Here is a 22,448-nt window from a genome sequence, read left to right on the forward strand (position 1 = left end):
ATAAGGTATTAAGGATCATATTAGTTTACATGTTCTTATATTTCTCATATGGTTAAAAAATCTGCGTACAGATTATCCTTCAACAGTCCAGATGTTCTCAGGTGTTTAAGCTGGATGGTTAATTAACATACGCATTTTATAACCACATCATGCACCTGAACTCACCTGAGTAAATTTAATGGTCTGAAATGACCATTTTAGCAGCTGCCGGATTTTTTGGCGCCTTTACAAAAAGTAATAAAGGCAGGGTGACTACAAAAAGCAAGCCCACAAAATAATAACAATCAATGTAGCTGAGCATCGAAGATTGTGTGCTGATGGTATGCTCCAACACGCCAATTCCCTTCATACGGGCATCCATGGCGTTGATGCCTTTCCCCTGAAAATACGACGTTAACGAATTTAAACGCTCAACAGCCTGCGGATTGTAGGGGTTGATGTGCGTTAACAAATCTGTACGGTGCACCGCTATTCTTTGGGCGTAATAGGTATTTACTGCTGATATGCCGAATGCGCCGCCCAATTGTCTCATCATATTATTTAAGGATGCACCCTGCGGAATATCGGCCGGAGCCAATGATGATACCGCCAGTAAGGTGAGGGGAACCGTTAAAAAAGCCATGGCCGTAGCCCTGAAAATCAGATTAATGCTGATGGCACCGGCAGAAATACCAAAATTAATTCCTGCCATGCTCCAGTTGAAATAAATAAAACAGATAAAACCCAAAACAACAATCAAAATCGGCGATACTCCTTTGGCCATCAGCTTGCCCGAAGCAATGAGTGCAAATATGGCAATTACCGCACTGGGCAGTAGCATAAGTCCTGTTTCGGTAGGCGTAAAGCCAAGCAGGCGCTGGGCCAGAACAGGCGTCATAAAAACCGAAGTAAACATCCCTATACCCGTAATAAAGGTTAAAATTGCTGCAATGGATAACGACCTGCTTTTAAATACCCTCAGGTTAACTACTGGATGGGTAACATGTAATTCCCAGAAGATAAATCCCGTTATAGCCCCAATGGCAGTAATGGTTAATACAATAATATACCCCGTAGCGAACCAATCTTCGGTTTGTCCGCGTTCCAGTACCGTTTGTAAAGAGCCGATACCCACAGCAAGCAGGATAATACCCAGCCAATCTACCTTGTTTATCTTGGGTTTAATAAGCGGCTCAGTAAGGAGAAAATAACAGGAAACAGCCGCAGCAATACCGATGGGGATATTGATGTAAAAAATAAGCGGCCAGTTGTAGTTATCAATAATTAAACCACCCATTGTTGGGCCAATAGTTGGACCGATAAATACACCTATACCAAAAATGGCACTGGCTGCACCCTGTTTTTCTTTGGGGAAGAGTTCGAATATTACGGCCTGCGAAACCGATAACAGCGCACCACCGCCTAAGCCCTGTAAAAACCTAAAAGCAACCAATGTCCATATATCCGGAGCTCCCCCGCACATAATGGAGCAGATTACAAATACGATAATCGAACCGATATAGTATTTCCTGCGGCCAAATATTGCGGTCAGAAAACTCGTCATGGGGATAATAATTACGTTGGCAATGGCGTAAGCTGTAACCACCCAGGTGGTATCTTCTAATGTGGCGCCAAGGTTTCCGCTCATGTGCGAAAGGGCCACGTTTACAATAGTGGTATCAATAAGTTCCATCACAGCGGCCATTAATACCGTGATAATTAATAGAATGCGTTTTAAACTGGTCATTTTTTTTGGGGGGAGTATGGAAGTGAACGATTGGTCTCTTTTTGGGTAAAAAAATAGTTGCTGATTTTTAGATGGGTTGATTTTATATAATGGAGATTTTCAAAATGATCGGTAATATTAAAAAAGTGAATGATCGGTCTCTTTTTGGGTAAAAAATTTTAGAGGATATGAGGCTCGATTTCTTTTTTCAGCATGGCAATAATGTGATGAAGGTACTCTGGGTTATTTTCTATTTTGCTAATTAATACGCCACCTTCATACATCGTGAAAACTTTGATAGCGTAGTTTTCTGCATCGAAATCTTTAGAAAATTCGCCATTTTCCTGTCCATCGATGATGATTTTGCTGATGCGGTTTTTAAACCGGTGGATGGCAGCACGTACTTTCTCCTTCATCACCGGATTGGTATCATCAGCCTCTGCCCCAAAATTTAAGATGGCACAACCACCCCATTTTGATAAAATACGGTTATCGTAAAAATCGAGCAAACCATAAAGTTTTCCTTTGGCCGTTGGTATCTCCCTTACAGCCCCGGTAACGCCATCGTGCATCAGGTTGCTCAAATAGTTAAAAACCTCCAGGCTCAAGGCTTCTTTACTGGCAAAATGCCTGTAAACACCACCTTTTGCCAATTGCGTAGCTTCCATAATATCGTTCATAGAAGTACCAGCAATACCTTTAGTATTGAAAACCGGTGCTGATTTTTCAATAATGAATTGTTTGGTACGTTCTGCTTTTCTCATGACGGTGTAAATATGAACAATCGGTCGCAAATATGGAGATTTATATTTTTCTATTTACATGGCGCTTACAAAACAAAAAATGGTAACCAGTATTCCGGTTACCATTTTGTAAGACCGACGGTATTTTATTATTTTACAGGATAAAGGGCTTTTATAGCAACTTTATCATTTGCTGTAAATGGACGGTTATCACCTTCAATACAAGCAAGCATCCATGAATTTGGATCACCATTTTCGGCTTGCGGTGTTCCCGGAATATGAATAGCCCCACCGGTTCCCTGCCCTTCATTCTGCTTGCTATATTTTCCAAAAAAAGAATTATATGTTTTTATGTCACAGCTATAATTTCTATCTGCATAATCGGTATGCCTAAAGCCAATGGCATGGCCTATCTCATGTGCAATTACACTAGCCAGTAGATTGTTGTTATTATAATTGGGACCATATACCACAGTGCTCAATTTAATCGGAGAAGCCGGGTTTCCATTTGCCGGAAAGCCTGCAGACTGTCCAAGAATGGTTTTTTTTCCATCTGGTGTTTTTCCTAAATCTGCACCATTAATTACAATATCAGCTGTTTCTACAGCATTGGCATCTAAAAGTTTAAAGGTCAACTTTAAATTAAGATCGTTATAACGTTTAATGGCTTCACTTGTGGCATCCCTGAATACTTTTTCCGATGTACCTGCATCAACTTTTATTTTTAACTCTTTTGATACGCCGACAGCAACAATATTTGTACTTCGGTATTGTTCTGTTGTGGGTTTATTTTGTTTTAAATCCTCTACTATTTTTTGCTGAGTGGCAAGGTTGTTCGCATCTAAAAAAATATCGCCTTCTACCATATAACCGCCATCTTTTCTGAAGGCATCATCTGGAGAAAAGCCTGCTTTTAGTATGGCCATTTCTTCATCTTTGGTTAATTGCGTTTGATCCTGATTTTGACCTTCGTTACTGTTGTTGTTTTTTTTACAGCTGATAGCTATTGCTATGCCAGCCAATAAAATAAGCATATAGCTTACTTTCCATTTCGAAAATTGTGTTTTCATGGGTTTGATAGTTAAAAGTTAGTTAATAGTTGATCTTACAAGGTTTTTATGAAAAACCGGATACAGTTTATCAGGCTTTTTTATAGAATAGACTAATATGAGTTGATATTCGTGATATCAGCTACAGTATTTCAGGGGCAATACAAATTAGATCCCGGAGGGGGATTTGAGAAGATATATTAAAATAAAAAAAATGGCCGCTTGAACTGTAACGTTCTGAAAGACTGAAGCAAATGTGGAATGGTCCCATCATAGTTAGTTTTAATTAGTTTATGTGGGATGTGAAACAAATATAGGTAGTTGTTTAATATTACAGCTGCTGGGTGTGGTTGAACCTTAGAATTTTACACCAAATGAGATTTGTAGTTGTTTGTAACAATTTTATGTATTTTTTATTTATTAAAATTTACATGAAAATTATAATTGTGTGTAGTTTTTAGCTTTAAATAGCGTACCATCAGAGTCAAAACGTGTTAAAAAATTTGTAATTATTGCCGAAGATATAGTCGAAGCATATTTAAGGGCTTCGAAAGCAAAATGAAATCTCCATAACTCATACTAGAACAAAGAATTAAAACGGGCTTGGTGATCGTTTAAAAATATCAACAGTTATTTGTTTAAGGGATGAATCAAATTTGACTGTTTCATTCAATTCAAAAATGACAGCCTAATCCAGGAAATGATTCAACTTTAACCATTTTGCCGCTTGTGGTAGCCAATGGTCATCTTCTGCTTTGTTATAATTGGCGAAACCATGTCCGCCTTTTTGGTATACTTTAATGGTGGCAGGGATATTTCTTTTATGCAGCGCTTCGTAATAACTCAGACTGTTTTCTACCGGAGCCGTTTGATCGTCAGAAGCATGGATCAGAAAGGCAGGAGGTGTTTGATTGCTTACATTTAGTTCTGCCGAATACCACCTGATCTGCGCTTGGGTTACGTTTTTACCTAAAAGGTTAATTTTGGTTTTAGATCCCGGTGCCGTTAACGAATCGCGGAAACTGATAATAGGGTAGGCAAGAATGGTAAAATCGGGCCTTAAACTGATGTCGGAATCAATTTGCTTATCTTCAAAATGAGTAGAAGCCATAGCGGCTAAATGTCCTCCTGCCGAAAAACCAAGATAGCCCACTTTATTAGGGTTGATACCATATTTTGCTACATTTTCCCTGATCAGGTAAATGGCTTGCTGGGCATCCTGTAAAGCTATCAGGCTGTTATTTGTATTGCATAAACTATCTGATAAACGGTATTTTAGTACAAAAGCCACTATTCCGGCTTTGTTTAGCTCGGTTGCCGTTTCATAACCACCATCAAAAATACTGAGGTTGGCATAGCCACCACCCGGACAAATAATTACCGCCGGGCGATTGCTCCCTGTACTTTCAGGCATAAAAACCTTTAAGGTTGGCACAGTAACTTTTTTCACCGTCCCGCGTTTACCGTTTTCTTCCGCCCATACTTCTTTAACCTCACATCCTTTTGAATTGGGAATTTTTCCGGTGTAAAGGTTAAATTCCTGTTGTGCTTTAACAACGACAGAAATACAGAGCAGAAAAATCAATAAATGCCATTTCATTACTTTGTTGGTTTTAAGAGTTTTGGTTTTAATACTTTTTCCCAGATTTTATATCCTTCGGGTTTCATGTGCAGCATATCCGAAACGAACAATTCCGGGCGCGATTTGCCATCTTTTAACATTGGCGTAAAAACATCTGCAAATGAAGTGTTTTTTCCCTTTTCAAAAAAGGATCGGAGGAGTTTGTTCGTCGCGATGCATTTTGCCTGGTATTTATCCCGTACCGGGCTCGGTTTTAGCGAGATGTAAACAACAGGAATTTCAGGCAATTTTGACCTGATGGCCTTGTAAAGTGTAATGGTTTTTTCGAGGATAATTTCCGGTGATTCATTTTCGATCGGGATATCATTTTCACCTACATAAATCACCACTTGCCTCGGCTGGTAAACAAACAGCAGATCATCGAGGTAATAGGTAACGTCATCAATTACCGCTCCCCCGATGCCTCTGTTCAAAACATTATATGCACCAAAAGTGCTTTGCAGATTGCTCCAGCGCCTGATTGATGAACTGCCGATAAACAGGATAGGATTAGCAGCAGGGGCATAAATTTTATCGTAACTTTTTATGACCTGTACATCGTTAAAAAAACGGTGCTTTTCCTGTGCCATGCTTAAAGAGGCAAAAAAGCAGCAGAAAACGATCAATAGTTTTATTTTTTTCATTGGATTTTGTTTTATTTCCTCGTTGCAAATATTTTGGAGTAGTTTAAATGCCGCAAAATTGATTGATCATGGTATTTGCGGCCTGTATCATATCCATTATTTCTTTTCAGGATTTTCTACTGTAGCTAAATATTTTTGAACATCAATTAATTTTTCACTTTTGGCAATGACTAAGGTGGCAATGGTATTGCCGATTACGTTGATGATGGCCCTTCCTTCACTCATAAAACGGTCTACACCTACCAAAAGTGCCAAACCTTCGAGCGGAATAATTTTTAAAGCAGTTAGGGTAGAGGTAAGCACTAAAAAGCCACTTCCTGTTACACCTGCAGCACCTTTACTGGTAAGCATCAGGATGCCGATAATGGTAATTTCCTGCCCCAGGGTAAGGTTAACATGAAAAAGTTGGGCAAGGAAAACAACAGCTAAACTGAGGTATATGCTGGTGCCATCAAGATTAAAGCTATAACCCGCCGGAACGACCAGACCGACCACGCTTTTCTCGCAGCCTGCCGCTTCCAGTTTTTCCATAATATTGGGCAAAACGGCTTCGCTGCTGCTCGAGCCAAGTACAATCAATAGTTCGGATTTGATGTACTTCAGCAGTTTCCATAAACTAAATCCGTTGGCTTTGAGTACCAGGTAAAGCACAATAAAAATGAAGGCAAACCCGGTGATGTAGAAGGTGATGAGCAATTTGCCCAAAACTGCTAATGTGGCAAACCCAAACTTACCAATGGTATAGGCCATGCCGCCAAAAGCACCCAAGGGGCTCACTTTGATCACAATATGAAGGATATTGAATAATACCTGATTGATTTTTTCAAAACCAGCAATTACGCTATCGCCGGCTGATTTCATTTTGCTTAAAGCGATGGCAAATAAAACCCCGAAAAATAATACCTGAACAATTTCGCCCTTGGCAAATGCCTCTACAATATTCCCCGGAACAATATGCGCAATAAACTCTTTCCAGTCTATTTCTGCCCCATGTACCGCCTGTGCTGCGGCAGTTACGGGTTTTTCTACACCTTCGCCGGGTTTAATGATGTTTGCGATAACCAAACCGATGATAATGGCAATAGTGGTGATGATTTCGAAATAGACAATGGCTTTTAAACCCATTTTGCCAACTTTTTTAATATCACCTGCTTTTGCAATCCCGATTACAATGCTGAGGAAAATAACAGGTGCAATGATCATTTTGATCATATTGATGAAGGTATCGCTGATGAGTTTGGCCGATGGTGCGAATGAAGGGTAAAGGTACCCAACGATAACGCCTAGCACAATGGCAATTAATACCTGTACGTATAGTGTTTTTAAATATCTCAACTTATTTTCTGTTTTAGTTTATGTTTTTCTTGTGTAATGAGATCGTTGTGAGGATGGATTTTAAAAATAGAATTGTCATCCTGAGGAATAATTGATTATGTAAAAGCCAATATTTTTAAGAGGTCTAATAATTTTTTTACCCTATGGCACGGTCTTGCCCCGGCTCGCCGCCGCCGAAGGGCTCTTTCTTTTTGGCATCAAAAAGACCAGCGCAGCTAGCTTGAATGCCGTTGAAAACATAAAAGCCTATGAAAAAACAAAAAATGCCGGCTGAAAATTTTTCTTTTGAAGTCAGTGGTATGGCTCGGTTAGTGGAACCCGAAAAATTTGTTAGGCCGTAATTAAGTAAAACGGAGGTGCGGTGCTTTGGCTTAGTTAGGCAGAAATGCATGGTGAGTGTAAAGTGTTTATTATTATTGGATTAATAAATAATGTCAATAGTAGCTTATCGTGTCATCCTGAGCTTGTTGAAGGACCTTTCTTAATACTGTTAAAAGCGTCTCGACAAGCTCAGGATGAAAAATATATTTATGATACAATCTCATCTTATCAATGGTAACCCGGATTCTGAGTAAGTTTACGGCCGGTATTGGAGTCGATAAAATCCTGTGGAAGCGGAAACAGCACAGGTGTATCGTAATCGTTCATACCCCTGGCATTTCGGCCGGCTATTTCGTTGTATTTCCGGGTACGGCGTTTGAAATAGTTGTTTACATCCCTTTCATCACCACCTTTTTCCTGACTTACACGCATCAAAGTATGCCTGCGTTCTTCTTCCGATAATAACTCACGGCTACGTTCGTCAAGGATAAAATCCAATCCGCCAGTGGTTAAATCCGTTGTACTAATAGATATGGCATTAGAACGGTTACGCACTTTGTTTATCCAGGTAATGGAGCCGCCCATGTCGCCCAGTTTAAATAAGGCTTCTGCATAAAGCAGGTAAGTATCGGCAAGGCGCAGGTAAGAAACATCGTTGTACGATTCGTCTGCATCACCCCTCGAAGCTATGGTTTGTGTATAATCCCATTTGCGTGTGGTTGGCCATTTATAATTTTGAATGGTGGTACGGTTATCATCCAGCATGGCTGCCGTTAAAGTGGTATCAATCGGTGTTTTACCGCCTGATAAAAACTCTACGATATTTCCTGCGGCATTTTTCTCGTAAATTTTCCAAACCATGCTGTAATCCGAAATCCTGTCATCCACCGTACCCTGATTTTTGTAATTGTATAAACGGATTGCACCAAGAGAAGGCACACATCTGCCGGCTCCTTTTCCGCCGTTTACCAGCCAGAATATTTGCGGCAGGGTTACCACACCACTTACATATTCAGGAGCATTCAGGTTACTTTTACGGATCACCACATCATTAGAATAATAGTTTTTATAGGTGCTTTTGATGTAGATGGCCGAAGTACCATGCGATTCTACTTCTGGTTCGGTATTAACGAAGGCATAAAGCACCTCCTGGTTACCCTGAGCGTAAAATGGCGAACGGAAAACATCAATAAATGCACAACCGGGTTTAGTGGCATTTGAACCAAAACGGGTAGTCATCAGTTTATAAGCAGCCCCTTCTACCAATGGTTGTAAGGCATTTTTGGCGTCCTGTGGTTTATCCATGGCCAGATAAAGTTCGCCAAGGTAATGACGGGCCAGTGCCCCAGAAACTGAAGTATTTGAAGCAGCCCTGGCAGGAAGTTTTTCGGCTGCAAATTTTAAATCGGCTTCCATTACCGCCCGGATTTCTGCAACAGGTGTACGATCCCAGTCTTTACGGTAGTTTACCCCGTTAATTTCTTCTGTAACCAGCGGTACGGCTCCGAAAGAGTAGGTGAGGTGGCGGTAAGCCCAGGCCCTGAAAAAACGTGCCGAAGCTACAATTTCATCTTTACTTCCGCTTCCCCAGTTTATCGAAGGCGATTCGGCCCGGGTAATGATCATGTTCGAGGTGGTAACCATGCGGTAGAGCCACTCAAAAGTTGCTTTAAATGGTTCTGCATCGGTTTGATCGATATTTTTCGGGTAATACATAAATTTGAAAGAACTGTGTGAATTATTGCTCCAGGAGTTATCAACGCCACAGCTCCACATGCTTTGTTGCACCAACGGCAGGCTTCCGAAGCCTCCAAAAGCATCAACACGGCGATATTCGTGGCGCATCATGCCCTGTAATGCCGTTACCATGGTTTTAAAACCGGTATAATCTACCAGCAGGTTATCTGCATAGGTATTATCACGGGGTTCTTCCTGCAGAAATTCTTTTTTACAGCCCCCAATGCTGATAAGCATCATGGCTATTAAAATATAGATTAACTTTTTCATTCTTATACGTCTAAATAATTTACAATCCTACTTTTAAGCCCAATACATACGATCGAACCTGTGGTGCGGCAAGCTGACTTCCAATAAATTCAGGGTCGAGGCCTTTCCAGCTGGTCCAGGTGGCCAGGTTTTTAATGTTTACAAAAACACTTAATCTTTCCAGCCGTATTTTGGTTAACAGGTTAGCGGGAACTTTATAGCCCAGTGTAATATCCTGCAAACGGAGATAATCCGCCTTGCGGTAATAACCCGATTTTAATGGATTAACTGCGCCGTTAAGGTCGTTTTTTGGATAGGTGTTGATCGGATTGCCTGGTGTCCAGAATTCGCGGTTCAGCACGTTTTGCCTGTACGACATATCGTTTTCATTCAATAATACATCCCTGGCCGTAATGCCTTTAACCCCATTGAGGAAAAAACTAAAAGTGAAATCTTTATAACTGAAAAAGTTTAACATGCTCATGGTAAAATCCGGAATGGTGCGGCCGATAAGCTGTCTGTCGGCAGTGGTAATGCCGTTTACGCCATCTACATCCAGGTATTTTACGTTGCCGGGGATAGAATAGATATAACGCGGATCTTGTTGGCCTGTTGGGTTTGCAGCGTTGCTGATCTGCCAGATGCCATCAAAAACATAATCGTAGTTTACATTGATCGGCTGACCGATAAACCATCTTGAGCCCACATCATCTATCGGCGTTCCGTTCTGGTCGTAAATCCCCACATCCTTAATTTTGGTATTGTAATGTGAGTAGTTAAGGGTAGATGACCAGCTGAAATCCTTAGTACGGAAAACATTGAAAGTTAACTGGGCCTCGTAACCTGAGTTTGAAGTTTTACCGATGTTTTCGGTTACCGAACTGGTTCCGTTAATGGATGGGATGGTGCGGCTTAAAAGCAGATCGGAAGTATTAGACCAATAAGCATCAAAAGTTCCGGTAACCCGGCCTTTAAACAACTCGAAATCTAAACCGGTATTTAAAGAAGTAGTGGTTTCCCAGCCTAAATTGGGCGAAGCCAGCTGCAATGGATAAAAACCGTAAAGCGCTTTATGATCATCGCTGAGGTAGTTAAAAGTGGCCAAACTTGGCAAGGTTACATAAGCATTTACAGCCTCGTTACCATTTTTACCCCACGATAAGCGGTATTTTAAATTGGAAAGTACATTCGATGCAGATGATTTTTTAAAGAAATCTTCGTTCGAAATGTTCCAACCCAGGGCTACAGAAGGGAATATGCCGTATTTGGTGTTGTCGCCGAATGCAGAAAATCCATCGCGGCGCACCGTTGCTGTTAATAGGTAACGGCTATCGTACGAATAGTTTAACCTTAACATCTGCGATTCGTGGTTTAGTTTCGAATAAGAAGAAGTTCCCGATAATACACCCGCTTTCGAGGCCTGGTAATAATACATTACATCGTTAGGGAAATCTTTTCCGGTAACCGAATTATTTTCGTTCACTTTGCTTTGTGCCGAGTATAAACCGGTTGCAAAAATGCGGTGTTTGCCAAAATCATGTTTATAGGTCAGGATATTCTCTAAAATCCAGTCGTTGTTTTCGGTATAACTGGTATTCAGTTCGCCGTTTGATTGTGCACCTTCATACGTATTTCTACCCCTGTAGTTTTTATAATTGTTGGCCTGGTAAGTATAACCTGTGTTCAGTTTATAGCTTAAACCGGGAATAAACGGCAGCGTGATATCGAATGCATTATTGGTGATAATTTTAAGGGTTTTATCACTGTTCAATTCATTAATGGCGCTTAAAGGGTTTTTTGCAAAGGCAACACTCGAATCTTCCCATGATGAAAGCCTGATATTGCCATTGGCATCGTAAGCTTCAGAAAGTGGGTTCATCCTGAATGCCCTTCCAAAATCGGGTGGCCAGCCATCTCGCACATAACGGCCCATTTGGGTGTTGGTAGAGAATTTTAACCATGAGGTAAGGTTCTGATCCAGGTTTATCCTGAAATTATCCCTGGTAAATTCATCATTTAAAGCTACCCCCTCTGTATTGGAATGGTTAAAGGAAACAAAGAATTTAGTGCCCTTATTTCCACCGCTAAAAGAAAGGTTGTGCTGTTGTTTAAACCCGTTTTGTGTAGCCACGTCGATCCAGTTGGTAGATTGACCTGCATTGTGCATCCTAAATTCGGTAGGGGTAATGGTACCCAGCCACGGCTCCGGATTGGCTGGCGTAGGCGTAGTGGTATTGGCAGCTTTAAGTGCTTCTATTTTGTATTTCCAAAACGTTTCGCCATCCATCATCTGTGGAATATTAATGGCCTTATCGAAAGAAATAAAACCATCATAATTGATACTCAGCCTTCCTTCGGTACCTTTTTTGGTGGTGATGATAATGACACCGTTTGCGCCCCGTGCACCATAAATAGCTGATGAGGATGCATCTTTAAGCACTTCAAGCGACTGGATATCATTAGGATTGATTTCAGAAAATGCGCCATCGAAAGGGATACCATCTAAAATGATTAAAGGCCTGGCATCTGCCGTGATTGATTTATCGCCCCTGATCCGCGTTACCGAAGAGCTACCCTCAGCATTCGAACCGGTAATGGAGATATTTAGTCCCGGTACTGCGCCCTGTAATGCATTTACAATATTGGTTTGTGGTCGTTCTTCTAATATTTTAGTATTTAACGTGGCCACTGCACCAGTGAGGTCTGATTTTTTCTGTGTTCCGTAACCCACCACCACTACATCGTTTAAGTTGGCAATGCTCGATTCCATCACTACCGTGATTTTATTGTTTTGCCCTACCACAATTTCGCGTGGCGTAAAACCCACATAAGAAAAAACAAGCGTTTCTCCCGTCTTAGCTTCTATACTGAATTTACCTTCGCTATTGGTTGTTGCTGGCTTGCTTTTGCCTTTAACCTGGATGATAACACCAACTAAAACTTCTTTGTCGGTATCGGTTACTGTGCCTGTAACCAGTTGCTGGGCAAATGCCGGCGTTATTAAAAATGCACTGAGCAGTAAAGCGAGCAGGAGCAGCCTGGAAGCGCTCACTATGCTCCAATACGTTTTTTTAGTTAAGTAATATTTGATCATATTTGGTTTAATTTGGTTCTTTTTTTAATGCTTAGGTGCATGAAGCCGTGTTAGAAGTTGTCATTGCAGGGAGGCTTTTCAGCCGAGGAAGCTGTGCCTCGCAATGAAGAGTCTCTTTATTGAAGTTTATCAATGACGGTGTAACGAAATCGAGATGGCGAATCTTATTTAGACGTGTTCACCTTCCGATAAAAAAATGGATAATGGGATTGTTTGCTCATCATAATTACGCTGGTTTGGTTAGTTATTTTTACGGTAAAAATGCCTTTGGTTTTAAGCCCTTGAATTTTCAATAAGCTATTCATCCAAAGGGATACATTTGTACTGATATTTGGTTATACTAAATAAGGAGGGTTTTCTTACAATTCATTATCCTTTAGCATTTAGAAATGTGATTGATGATTTCTGAAATCGAAAATGAAATTTCCGAAATTATTATAATTTGTTGGTAATCAAATTGTTTTGTGTTTTTGTTAGCTTTATGTGGTATTGAAAATAAGCCGTTACGTTGATTGAAATAATTTGTGGCTACGTAATATTTTGTTCATGTTTGTTAAATTGCATCATCAGATATTAACGTAAATTCAAAAAGGATTTTAAAAAATGAGTCTTAAAACAGGTAAAGAGGAAATTGTTTATCTACTTACCCAGGTATTTGAAAAGTATGAAAGGATTACCGGTAATGAGGTAAGACGGAATACGAACCGCAAAAACTATGAGGAGATTGCCAAAATGCTCAGCGAAATCAGCAATTCGCTGCCTGTAACTTCTGCAAATTTAGGGCATGAAGAATATGCCCCTGATCGCAATAAAAATAACCTAAGTTATCCAAATCTGAGGTATGATATCACTGGTGGACAAATTAAAGATGCCTGCAATGGCATGGTATCAAATCCACGTTCTTTTCTGATAGATGCCTGTTATATTTATTTGTATGGAGTAGGGCGCAAACGTTTCGAAGAAAATCCAACGGACACAAATTTGCTTGAGAAACAATCTTTTCATAATGAGTTAAATGTTTCAAAATTTCCTGGTATTTTTAACCTTGGTTTTTGGCGCATTGCAGCTGTAGTGCTTTTTGCCAGCTGCTTATTTCTTGCTTTTTATACCTTCCGTACTTCTAATAAGCTACAAACGATTACTGCCGATATGAAAATTGGCGTTTATCAGCCTACCTTATCCGAAATTAACCAACTGGTGGGTACCTGGCTGGTGTACATTGGAAGTCCGCAGGCACGCCGTTCTGAAAAAAACAGGTACCATCAGGTGGTTACCAATGTAATTGATGTCAGTTTTAAAGGTGGTTATTTTGTATTTAAACGTTATGGAGCAAACTTTAACCATAATGGTTATATGCAGTTTGAGAGCAAAGATATTATTTCGATACATTCGTATGTATCCAACGATCGGGATACCGTAGAATCGCCCAGATTATCGCTCATGCGCCTCGATGCAAAAAATAAATTTCAGAGTGTGATTTCTGCTTCCTGGAATTTTGATACGGGTGAATATAATGATGTAATCGGCATTCGGGAGGTTTACATCAAACAGAGTAATTTTGGTTCTACAAAAGAAATCCTGAACACGATCGAAAATAGCAGCTGTAAGTGTAAAATTATCAGACTGGATGAGGGCAGCAAACACCGTAATTATTACCTGAAGAATATCCTGCTCGATTCGTTGCCAGATAAAAACCTGAGGACCCTGCTTGATGAAAACAGTATATTGCTTAGAAACCCTGATTCTACCGTGCTAATTGGTAATTTACAGGATAAGTGAAAAGACCTTTTGTTAAAATATGATTTCAAAAATGTGATTTCCTCCACGGTAACAGTAAGAGATTTGCCATCCATATAACAAACAAATTTGCTGTACAATAGGCAAGCCCAATCCATTACCGGTTTTACCCAAAACGCTTTTTCCAAACCGGTTAAATAATTTATGTTCTTCGAAGGGAAGCTGGTTACCTGAATTTTCAAAAGAAATTTTGTTTTTTAACAGCACAATTTTTGCCGTAGCACCTTTTGGCGAATGCGCTATCATATTAGATAACAGGTTCGAAATGAGTACTTCCATAAGCGACGCACTGGCTGTAATCTTTTTTGGTTTAATCTCCGTAACAAGTTTAATCGCTTTGTGATCGATAAGGTCGTCAATCTGTTCCATCTGGCGGAAAAGTAAATTTGAGATATCTAAAACGTTTTCATCCGGAAATGCCCCATTATCCAGTTTGGCAAGTAATAAAAGACCTTTGTTTACTTTGGTTAGGCGATTTACTGCTGATTTTGCATCTGCGATAAACCCGGTCATTTCAACCGATTGATCGAACTGGCTCATGCGGTCGAGCTTGCCCTGGATAATGGATAACGGCGTCTGAATTTCGTGTGAGGCATTTTCGGTAAATTCTTTTAATACCCGGTATTCGCCACCTGCACGTTCAGTAAGTCCGTTTATAACCAGGTTAAATTCTTTAAATTCGCTGATGTCCGAACCCACCAGTTCGAGTTTCTCGTTCGAAGAAACCGAATAAACCTTTAAACGGTCTAAATTTTGTAGAAAAGGCCAAAGTAATTTGCGGTTCGAAAAGTAATTGATGATCGACCCCACTACCACAATCATCATGGCAATTAAAATAAAAATAAAAATAATTGCCCTCGAGTAACCATCCCAGCCAATATGGGTGGTCATTACTTCGATCATGTAAACCTGTCCGTTAATTTGCCTTGGCTGGCGTAAAATATAATAACCTTCCTTCTTTTTCTGAATGTCATCATAAATTAAGGTATCCTTAAAAACCGGGTTTACCATTAAACGATCGAGGGGTACCGCTTCAGTTTTAACCAGGGGGAAATTAACTTTTCTGCCCTCGCTGATTTCTTTGGCAACCATGGATTCCTGCAGTTGCAGTTGTTCTTTTATTTCTTCAAAAATCTGCAAATACAAAAAGCCGTAGAGCAAAAATCCGGTAACCAGTAATACACCTATCGTGAGCCAGAAGTAGTTAATAATGGTTCTGGTGAGGAGTTTCATTAGCTCACAAATTTATATCCCAAACCTCTTACCGTTTTAATATAATCTGTACCGTTTGTTTTAATCAGTTTTTTGCGGAGGTTCATCATGTGTACATAAATTACATCAAAATTATCGGCTTCATCAAAATTATCACCCCAAATGTGCTCGGCTATGGCCGATTTGCTTACCACCCTGTTTTTATTGACCACAAAATAGATTAATAACTGATATTCTTTTTTAGTGAGTTTAACTTCTTCCTTCCCAAACAAGAGGCATTTCCCTGCCGTATCGATTGTGAAACCATCAAACAAAATGTTTTCTTCTCCCTGTAAAGCTTTGCGGCGGTAAAGTGCGTTCACCCTTGCACTAAGTTCTTCCAGGTAAAAAGGTTTGGTTAAATAATCATCTGCACCGAGGTTTAATCCATTTACTTTATCAGCGAGTGAATTTTTTGCAGATAAAATCAGGATACCGGTGCCCATCTGGCAGGTCCTGATCTGTGGGATTAAATCTATACCATTTCCATCGGGTAGGGTAATATCCAATACAATTCCATCATAAGCATAGGTATTTATTTTTTCAACAGCCTGTTCAAAGTCATTTGCCTGCTCGCAGATGTTTCCATCCAACGAAAAATAACTGAGCATCTCATCAAGCAGAACGGGCTCGTCTTCCACAAATAGTAATTTCATGATTAGTTGGATTTTTCTGAAAAAAAATCTGAAAAAAATCCAATTCTTTAGAAAAACTTTAGAATCGGTTTTAATCTTTGCACAAGAATAAGGCTTATTTAGACTTAATACAAATTAAAAATCAATAAAAACATACAATCAATAAAATGAAAAACAAATACTTTAAACACTCGGCGTTAGTAGCCCTTGCAGTTTTGAGCCTTGCCTCATGTAAAAAAGATAAGGTAGAAGATGAAGTGATTGCGCCTTATGACGTACCAAAAACTTATAATTTTAGCGATGCCAGTTATGCAAGTTCGAGTAGCCGGGTGAGAATGTGGTTAGAACAAAATACTTATGCCGGAACAGGTAACACCGGTGCTGCAGCTTTAACCGCTACAAAAGCGAACGATTTTTGGAACAACACCAACAGTCCTTTTACAGAGACTGCCTTAAATACTTCAGGTGTAAATATAGCCGGAAAAATTACTGATGGTCCTGCTTTTAAAGCTTATTTTGATGGATTGGTAAACATTAGCCAGTCATTAGGTGCTACCGCTGCCACTAATGGAACCGCAGGTTATGTTAGCCGTACTGCAACTGGTAAAATAGCTGTTGATGGAAAAGGCTTAGAATATACACAGGCCATTGCAAAAGGTTTAATGGGAAGTTTATTGTTTAAACAGGTTGTTGATTTATTGGCGACTGTAAAAACAGATGCTACCATAGCATTACAAAAACAACATTTTGACGAAGCATTTGGTTATTTGGCCGTTCCTGTAAACTACGATCCGAATGTTACTTATGCCAACACACTTCCAGCAACTGACAGACCTTTAGCCTGGGGTGGGTATTTAGCCGAACGTGGTAAAGGGATTAAAGCTGGCGAAGTAATTTTTAATGCCTTTTTAACCGGAAGAGCAGCAATTGGTGCTAAAGATGTTAAAGTACGTGATGCACAAATCCAGATTATTTTAGATAAATGGGAGCAATTGGCCGCAGCTGCCGCATTAGAATATGTAACTTCTCCAACTACGGGAGATGTGGGCTTAGGTACATTACCAGGAGCTAAATTTCATGCTTTATCAGAAGGTTGGGGCTTTATTTCTTCTTTCAAATACAGGCCAGCAACCAGTAAACTTTCGGCAGCAAACTACACCAGGTTAACTGCTATTATTAATACCAGTTTTTATGATTTGTTAAACGAACCTGGTTATCCAAAACTAGTTGAAGCGCAGGCAATATTAAAAGCAACATACGGTCTTTAATAGTTAGATAAAATATAATTGATATCAGAACTCTCTGTACTTTATAGTGCAGAGAGTTTTTGAATTTAAAAAAAAATAATGATGGGTAGCATAAAAAAAATAGGGATTTCCGTTCTGTCGGTAGTATTGGTACTTTTTTACATTTCGTGTTCTAAAAAAAGTAATCCAACCGACGAACCAACAGCAAATGGTTTTGATAAAACAGCCATGTTAACCAATTACGCCGATAATTTAATTATACCGGCTTATGAACAAACACAACAAAAATTAGCACTGCTGCAAACGGCGGTAACTGCTTTTCTGGCTACCCCAAACGCAACCACTCAAGCGGCACTCAAAATTGTTTTTAAGGATACTTATTTACAGGTAGAGCGTATTTCTGTCTTGGAATTTGGTCCCTCACGCAATAATTCTTTCATAGGTTTTATCAATACTTTACCTGCCAATACCATGAAAAAAGTGGGCGAAAAAACTGATTTAGCCATCATGGAAGATAATATTGCCAGCGGCAGCTGGAATTTGGCGCAAAACTCGGCCATACACCAACAGGGTTTCCCAGCTTTAGATTACTTATTTTTTGCTAATGATGCCCTGGCAAAATTTACAAATGCCAACAGCGCCAACCGCAAAAAATATGTTCAGGATATACTCGACAGGAACAAAAGCCTGTTGGATCAAACCCTAAATACCTGGAAAAGCACTTACCGAAGTCAGTTTATCGCAAATACAAAAAGCGACTCAGGCAGTCCGATTAGTTTTATGTTAAACCAGTTTGCCTACGAAATGGATATGCTTAAAGGTCCACGCATTGGCTGGCCTTTTGGTACACAATCTGGCGGTGTTCAGTTCCCTGAGCTTTGCGAAGCTTATTATTCAGGTTTCTCGCTTGATTTAGCCATAGAGAATATGAACGGCCTTAAAAATATATTTACCGGAGGCAGTAGCGGCAAAGGAATTTCAGATTTATTGGTAGCCCTTGGCAACAAACCGTTAAGAGACGAAATATTAAACCAGTTTAGTGTGGTTGATGCGAAATTAAAAGCTATTCCGGCTCCATTATCGTCAGCGTTGGCCAATAATAAACCAGCAATTGAAGATGCGAATAAAGAAATACAGCTTTTATTAAGGCTAATAAAAACCGATGCGGTATCTAAATTAGGTGTACAAATTTCTTATGTAGATAATGACGGCGATTAAAAAAGCCTTAAAGTGGATACAATTACCGGTATCTATTGCACCATTAATTACTTTTCGAATATTATTTGGCAGCATCATGCTGCTAAGCACTATTCGTTTTTGGCTTAACGGATGGATTACCACTCAATACATTACGCCAAAATACCATTTTACTTTTATGGGATTTAATTGGGTGCAACCACTGGATGATTTGGGAATGCACCTGGTTTTTGTAGGGATAGCTTTATCGGCCCTGGCCATTGCACTGGGCTTTTGGTATCGTTTTGCCATTACTATCTTTTTTTTACTGTTCACCTATGTAGAACTGATTGATGTAACCTACTATTTAAACCACTATTATTTTATTAGCGTGGTGAGTTTTATGATGATCTGGTTGCCGGCAGGAAGTTTTTTTTCTGTAGATGTAAAATTAAACCCCTCCATAAAGGTAACAGAAGTGCCAAAATGGACTGTGGGAGTAATCAGATTACAGCTATCGGTTGTTTATATTTTTGCAGGACTGGCAAAATTAAATCCCGATTGGTTGCTGCAAGCACAGCCTATGAAAATCTGGCTACCCACAAAAAGCCATTTGCCTCTTATTGGCCAACTGATGTACAAAGGGTGGATGGCTTATTTGTTTAGCTGGTTTGGTGCATTTTATGATCTTTTTATCGTGTTTTTTCTATTAAACCGTAAAACTCGCTTTCTAGCTTATCTTGTTGTATTGGGTTTTCACATCGCTACAGCCATATTTTTTCCGGCAATAGGGATGTTCCCTTACATGATGGTTTTAAGTACATTGATTTTTTTTAGCGGTAATTTTCACCGTAAATTATTAGGTTTTTTTAATCGTTCTTTTTACAATAATAATAATCCCATACTTTTTAAACCAGTCTCACAAAAATGGATATTAACTTTTTTTGGGATATTTTTTTTGATACAAATCATCATTCCATTGAGGTATTTGGCTTATCCCGGTCCATTATTTTGGACAGAAGAAGGTTACCGGTTTTCGTGGCGGGTAATGTTGATGGAAAAAGTGGGCACGGCAAATTTTTATGTGCGCGATAAAGCAACGGGTAAAACCTACGAAGTAAACAATACTGCTTTCCTGAGTACCCAGCAAGAGAAAATGATGGCTACCCAACCCGATCTTATTTTAAGGTATGCCCATTATCTTAATCATATTTATAGCCAAAAAGGCATTAAACAACCCCAGGTTTATGCCCAGATTTACGTAACACTAAACGGACGCAGATCGGCCCCCTTTATTGATAGTAACATTGATTTGGCCAGTGAGGCCCTTAGTTTTAAACATTATAAATGGATTTTGCCATTTAACCCAAAACCTTAGTATATGAGAATTACCTGCATATTGTTTTTTTGTTTGATATCTGTTTTTGCCAAAGCCCAGCAATTTGAAATAGCGGGTAAAATAACCTTATTGCAAAAACCGGTTGAAGGCGCAACAATTATTTTAAAAAACCAGAATAAAACCACAGTAAGTAATGCGAATGGAGCGTTTGTATTTAAAGATTTATCAGCTGGGAAATATACGGTAAGTATCTCTTATGTTGGTGCTGCAGCTGTTAAAAAGAACATCGAAATAGTTGACCACAATGTCCAGATCGATATTAATTTAGAAACCTATAAGGCCATCGAACTTGATGCTGTTGACATTACCAAAATAAACGACAGGGTTGCCGATAAACTGAACCAGGTAGAAGGAACCGCCATTTATGCCGGTAAAAAAACAGAGGTGATTAACTTAAAAAACATCAATGCCAATTTGGCTACCAACAACGCCAGGCAGGTGTATGCCCGTGTTGCAGGCTTAAATATTTGGGAGTACGATGGCGGCGGACTACAATTGGGTATCGGTGGCCGTGGTTTAAACCCCAGCAGGGTATCTAATTTTAATATGAGGCAAAATGGATACGACATCAGTGCTGATGCATTGGGTTATCCTGAAAGCTATTATACCCCACCAACCGAAGCTTTGGACAGGATTGAAATTGTACGCGGCGCAGCAAGTTTGCAGTATGGAACACAGTTTGGCGGTATGATTAATTTTAAGATGAAAAAAGGTCCTACGGATAAGCAACTTGAGTTTACAAGCAGGCAAACCCTTGGCTCATATGGCTTTTTTAACTCTTTTAACAGCCTTGGCGGACAAGTAAAAAAACTAAATTATTATGCTTTCTATCAGTATAAAAAAGGTGATAGCTGGCGGCCAAACGGATATTTTGATCAAAATACGGCTTACGCGCACTTAGATTATGCGTTTACCAGTAAGCTAAAATTAACTGCAGAATATACCCATATGGATTACCTGGCGCAACAGCCTGGTGGCTTAACCGATGAACAGTTTGAGGCAGATGCTTCAGTATCGGTAAGGGCTCGGAACTGGTTTAAGGTAAAATGGAATCTCTTTAATTTAAGTTTAGATTACCAATTGGGTGAGCATACTAAATTAAACTGGATCAACTACCACTTAGATGCTGGGAGGGAAGCTCTAGGGGTGTTAAGCTACATCAATCGCCCTGACCCGGGCGAAGGCACCCCAAGAGATTTAATGGCTGATAAATATGATAATTACGGTTCGGAGCTTAGGGTATTGCACCAGTATAAGTTATTTAACAACCAAACCAACAGCTTATTGGTGGGGGCAAGAGCATATAAAGGCTTAACTTTTAAAAAACAGGGTGATGCAGACACCGGTTTAGGGCCTGATTTTAACTTTTTAAACAGTCAGCCTAATAAATCTGATTTTCGTTTTCCCGGTACAAATTTAGCCTTGTTTGCAGAAAATATTTTCCAGATAACCGACAAATGGAGCATTACCCCCGGTGCCCGATTCGAATATATTTACACAGGCGCTAAAGGAAATTACACGCAATTTCAATTTGGTGTTCCCGATTTGATCAAAACCGATAACAAAAGCAATCCACGCTCGTTCGTTCTTTTTGGTATTGGTACTTCATATAAACCGCATCCGGCCATTGAGCTATATGCCAATATTTCGCAGAACTACAGGTCTATCAACTTTACAGATTTAAGGGTACAAAACCAAAACGCAAGGGTAGATTCTTTATTGAAAGATGAAAGGGGTTACACGGCCGATGGTGGAGTAAGGGGGAATTTAAAAGATTGGCTTTATTACGATTTAAGCGTGTTTTACCTGAAATATAACGACAGGATTGGCTCGGTTTTTACCACCGATGCGAGCAATATGATCTACCGTTTAAGAACTAACGTAGCCGATAGCCGCAATATTGGTTTCGAGAGTTTGGTAGAGGCCGATTTATTAAAGGCTTTTACGCATGGAGCAGCTAAATATAAACTGGTGGCTTACACCAATTTTTCATTAATAAATGCCCGGTATATCAATACCAGTAATACAGCAATAAAAGATAAAGAAGTAGAATTTGTACCCCCATTATTGTTTCGTACGGGTTTATCTTTCGGTAATAAAATATTTAATGCCAGTTTGCAGTATTCTTATGTAGAAAAACAATTTTCTGATGCCACCAACGCAGCAAGCACCCCAACAGCTGTTGACGGTATTGTGCCGGCATATCAAATTGTCGATTTTTCTGCCAGTTACAACTGGAAATGGTTTACCTTATCAGGCAGTATCAATAACCTGTTAAATGAGAAGTATTTTACCCGCAGGGCCGATGGTTATCCGGGGCCGGGTATTTTACCATCTGATCCAAGAACCTATTATTTAACGCTTCAGTTTAAGTTGTAAACGAAGAAAAAGACAGTGTGATTAGTCCTCAAATTTTAATACAGGATGAACAATAATTAGAACATG

Annotated in this window: 16 protein-coding genes; 5 read left to right on the plus strand and 11 right to left on the minus strand. The window is 39.6% G+C overall.

The annotated features are described in order from the left end of the window. Positions 1–175: 175 nt before the first annotated feature. From R2R28_RS02500 to R2R28_RS02540, 9 genes are all read right to left on the minus strand, one after another. Entirely contained in the window at positions 176–1,726 is a 1,551-nt protein-coding gene (locus tag R2R28_RS02500) for a DHA2 family efflux MFS transporter permease subunit (protein WP_316824130.1), read from the minus strand. 158 nt (positions 1,727–1,884) lie between these two features. Next, entirely contained in the window at positions 1,885–2,469 is a 585-nt protein-coding gene (locus R2R28_RS02505; protein WP_316824131.1) for a TetR/AcrR family transcriptional regulator, read from the minus strand. Between the two features lie 128 nt (positions 2,470–2,597). Beyond that, a complete protein-coding gene (locus R2R28_RS02510; RefSeq protein ID WP_316824132.1) occupies positions 2,598–3,518 on the minus strand; it encodes a M57 family metalloprotease in 921 nt (306 codons plus the stop codon). 667 nt (positions 3,519–4,185) lie between these two features. Continuing rightward, positions 4,186–5,097 carry an alpha/beta hydrolase gene (locus R2R28_RS02515; protein WP_316824133.1) on the minus strand — a complete coding sequence of 304 codons (912 nt, stop codon included), beginning with the start codon at positions 5,095–5,097 and terminating at the stop codon, positions 4,186–4,188. Then, complete coding sequence (locus tag R2R28_RS02520) at positions 5,097–5,762, minus strand: GDSL-type esterase/lipase family protein (RefSeq protein WP_316824134.1); 666 nt, start codon at positions 5,760–5,762, stop codon at positions 5,097–5,099. Before R2R28_RS02520 ends, R2R28_RS02515 begins: the two co-directional genes overlap by 1 nt. Before the next feature lie 96 nt (positions 5,763–5,858). Next, on the minus strand, positions 5,859–7,097 hold the full coding sequence (gene dctA / locus R2R28_RS02525) for a C4-dicarboxylate transporter DctA (protein ID WP_316824135.1): 1,239 nt from the start codon (positions 7,095–7,097) through the stop codon (positions 5,859–5,861). A 136-nt stretch (positions 7,098–7,233) separates the two neighbouring features. After that, positions 7,234–7,488 carry a hypothetical protein gene (locus R2R28_RS02530; protein ID WP_316824136.1) on the minus strand — a complete coding sequence of 85 codons (255 nt, stop codon included), beginning with the start codon at positions 7,486–7,488 and terminating at the stop codon, positions 7,234–7,236. 158 nt (positions 7,489–7,646) lie between these two features. Continuing rightward, complete coding sequence (locus R2R28_RS02535) at positions 7,647–9,425, minus strand: RagB/SusD family nutrient uptake outer membrane protein (protein ID WP_316824137.1); 1,779 nt, start codon at positions 9,423–9,425, stop codon at positions 7,647–7,649. 19 nt (positions 9,426–9,444) lie between these two features. Beyond that, the gene (locus R2R28_RS02540) at positions 9,445–12,498 is read right to left on the minus strand and encodes a TonB-dependent receptor (protein ID WP_316824138.1); all 3,054 of its coding nucleotides are present in this window, start codon (positions 12,496–12,498) and stop codon (positions 9,445–9,447) included. A 603-nt stretch (positions 12,499–13,101) separates the two neighbouring features. Here R2R28_RS02540 and R2R28_RS02545 point away from each other — a divergent pair. Then, a complete protein-coding gene (locus R2R28_RS02545) occupies positions 13,102–14,277 on the plus strand; it encodes a hypothetical protein (RefSeq protein WP_316824139.1) in 1,176 nt (391 codons plus the stop codon). 12 nt (positions 14,278–14,289) lie between these two features. Here R2R28_RS02545 and R2R28_RS02550 read toward each other — a convergent pair whose 3' ends face one another. After that, positions 14,290–15,528 carry a HAMP domain-containing sensor histidine kinase gene (locus R2R28_RS02550; RefSeq protein ID WP_316824140.1) on the minus strand — a complete coding sequence of 413 codons (1,239 nt, stop codon included), beginning with the start codon at positions 15,526–15,528 and terminating at the stop codon, positions 14,290–14,292. Then, positions 15,528–16,202: a response regulator transcription factor gene (locus R2R28_RS02555; protein WP_316824141.1), complete on the minus strand. Its 675-nt coding sequence runs from the start codon at positions 16,200–16,202 to the stop codon at positions 15,528–15,530. Before R2R28_RS02555 ends, R2R28_RS02550 begins: the two co-directional genes overlap by 1 nt. Before the next feature lie 146 nt (positions 16,203–16,348). Here R2R28_RS02555 and R2R28_RS02560 point away from each other — a divergent pair, with 146 nt between their 5' ends. The 4 genes from R2R28_RS02560 (at position 16,349) to R2R28_RS02575 (ending at position 22,382) form a co-directional block, all read left to right on the plus strand. Then, the gene (locus R2R28_RS02560) at positions 16,349–17,449 is read left to right on the plus strand and encodes a DUF4856 domain-containing protein (protein WP_316824142.1); all 1,101 of its coding nucleotides are present in this window, start codon (positions 16,349–16,351) and stop codon (positions 17,447–17,449) included. Between the two features lie 78 nt (positions 17,450–17,527). Then, positions 17,528–18,646 carry an imelysin family protein gene (locus R2R28_RS02565; RefSeq protein ID WP_316824143.1) on the plus strand — a complete coding sequence of 373 codons (1,119 nt, stop codon included), beginning with the start codon at positions 17,528–17,530 and terminating at the stop codon, positions 18,644–18,646. Further along, positions 18,633–19,982, plus strand: coding sequence for an HTTM domain-containing protein (locus tag R2R28_RS02570; RefSeq protein WP_316824144.1), 1,350 nt, complete (start codon positions 18,633–18,635; stop codon positions 19,980–19,982). Before R2R28_RS02565 ends, R2R28_RS02570 begins: the two co-directional genes overlap by 14 nt. Positions 19,983–19,985: 3 nt before the next feature. Beyond that, positions 19,986–22,382: a TonB-dependent receptor gene (locus R2R28_RS02575; protein ID WP_316824145.1), complete on the plus strand. Its 2,397-nt coding sequence runs from the start codon at positions 19,986–19,988 to the stop codon at positions 22,380–22,382. Positions 22,383–22,448 lie beyond the last annotated feature (66 nt).

This window comes from Pedobacter miscanthi (assembly GCF_032678605.1).
Lineage (GTDB): Bacteria > Bacteroidota > Bacteroidia > Sphingobacteriales > Sphingobacteriaceae > Pedobacter > Pedobacter miscanthi_A.

Bases quoted from the DNA above. Each gene is read 5' to 3' on its own strand.
- R2R28_RS02575 (WP_316824145.1), top strand. From the start codon at position 19,986: ATGAGAATTACCTGCATATTGTTTTTTTGTTTGATATCTGTTTTTGCC.
- R2R28_RS02560 (WP_316824142.1), top strand. From the start codon at position 16,349: ATGAAAAACAAATACTTTAAACACTCGGCGTTAGTAGCCCTTGCAGTT.
- R2R28_RS02505 (WP_316824131.1), bottom strand. From the start codon at position 2,469: ATGAGAAAAGCAGAACGTACCAAACAATTCATTATTGAAAAATCAGCA.
- R2R28_RS02545 (WP_316824139.1), top strand. From the start codon at position 13,102: ATGAGTCTTAAAACAGGTAAAGAGGAAATTGTTTATCTACTTACCCAG.
- R2R28_RS02570 (WP_316824144.1), top strand. From the start codon at position 18,633: ATGACGGCGATTAAAAAAGCCTTAAAGTGGATACAATTACCGGTATCT.
- R2R28_RS02565 (WP_316824143.1), top strand. From the start codon at position 17,528: ATGATGGGTAGCATAAAAAAAATAGGGATTTCCGTTCTGTCGGTAGTA.
- R2R28_RS02535 (WP_316824137.1), bottom strand. From the start codon at position 9,425: ATGAAAAAGTTAATCTATATTTTAATAGCCATGATGCTTATCAGCATT.
- R2R28_RS02510 (WP_316824132.1), bottom strand. From the start codon at position 3,518: ATGAAAACACAATTTTCGAAATGGAAAGTAAGCTATATGCTTATTTTA.
- R2R28_RS02515 (WP_316824133.1), bottom strand. From the start codon at position 5,097: ATGAAATGGCATTTATTGATTTTTCTGCTCTGTATTTCTGTCGTTGTT.
- R2R28_RS02530 (WP_316824136.1), bottom strand. From the start codon at position 7,488: ATGCATTTCTGCCTAACTAAGCCAAAGCACCGCACCTCCGTTTTACTT.
- R2R28_RS02555 (WP_316824141.1), bottom strand. From the start codon at position 16,202: ATGAAATTACTATTTGTGGAAGACGAGCCCGTTCTGCTTGATGAGATG.
- R2R28_RS02520 (WP_316824134.1), bottom strand. From the start codon at position 5,762: ATGAAAAAAATAAAACTATTGATCGTTTTCTGCTGCTTTTTTGCCTCT.
- R2R28_RS02550 (WP_316824140.1), bottom strand. From the start codon at position 15,528: ATGAAACTCCTCACCAGAACCATTATTAACTACTTCTGGCTCACGATA.
- R2R28_RS02500 (WP_316824130.1), bottom strand. From the start codon at position 1,726: ATGACCAGTTTAAAACGCATTCTATTAATTATCACGGTATTAATGGCC.
- R2R28_RS02540 (WP_316824138.1), bottom strand. From the start codon at position 12,498: ATGATCAAATATTACTTAACTAAAAAAACGTATTGGAGCATAGTGAGC.